Annotated in this window: 1 protein-coding gene; it reads right to left on the bottom strand. The window is 60.0% G+C overall.

The features are described from left to right. Window positions 1-289 (bottom strand): type VI secretion system tube protein TssD (gene tssD / locus QMX91_RS31500; RefSeq protein WP_282413577.1); only part of this gene is annotated, 289 nt, incomplete at its 3' end. Window positions 290-300 lie beyond the last annotated feature (11 nt).

A 300-nucleotide genomic window follows, 5' to 3' on the forward strand; every position in this document is an offset into this window, starting at 1 on the left:
GGATAACGATTTCGCTCATGCGCTCGCCGGAGGTCAGAGCAGCTTGCAGCAGAGGCGAAGCCTTGTCGTAGACCTTGGTGATGATCACTGGCTTGTGCACGCGCTGACCGGTTGGCTGACCGGATTGCGGGTCACGCGGGATGATCACGTCGTGGCTGAAAGCCTGAACCATGACCTGGTCTTCGTGGCCTTCCTGGTAGGTGTTGCCAACGGAGTCGGCGGTGAAGGCGCCGGCAGTGATCAGGCCTTGTTTTTCGCCGGTAACCGACATGTACGCTGGTGTTGCCATGGGGTGCTCTC

This window comes from Pseudomonas sp. PS01299, from assembly GCF_029960145.1.
Taxonomy (GTDB): Bacteria; Pseudomonadota; Gammaproteobacteria; order Pseudomonadales; family Pseudomonadaceae; genus Aquipseudomonas; species Aquipseudomonas putida_A.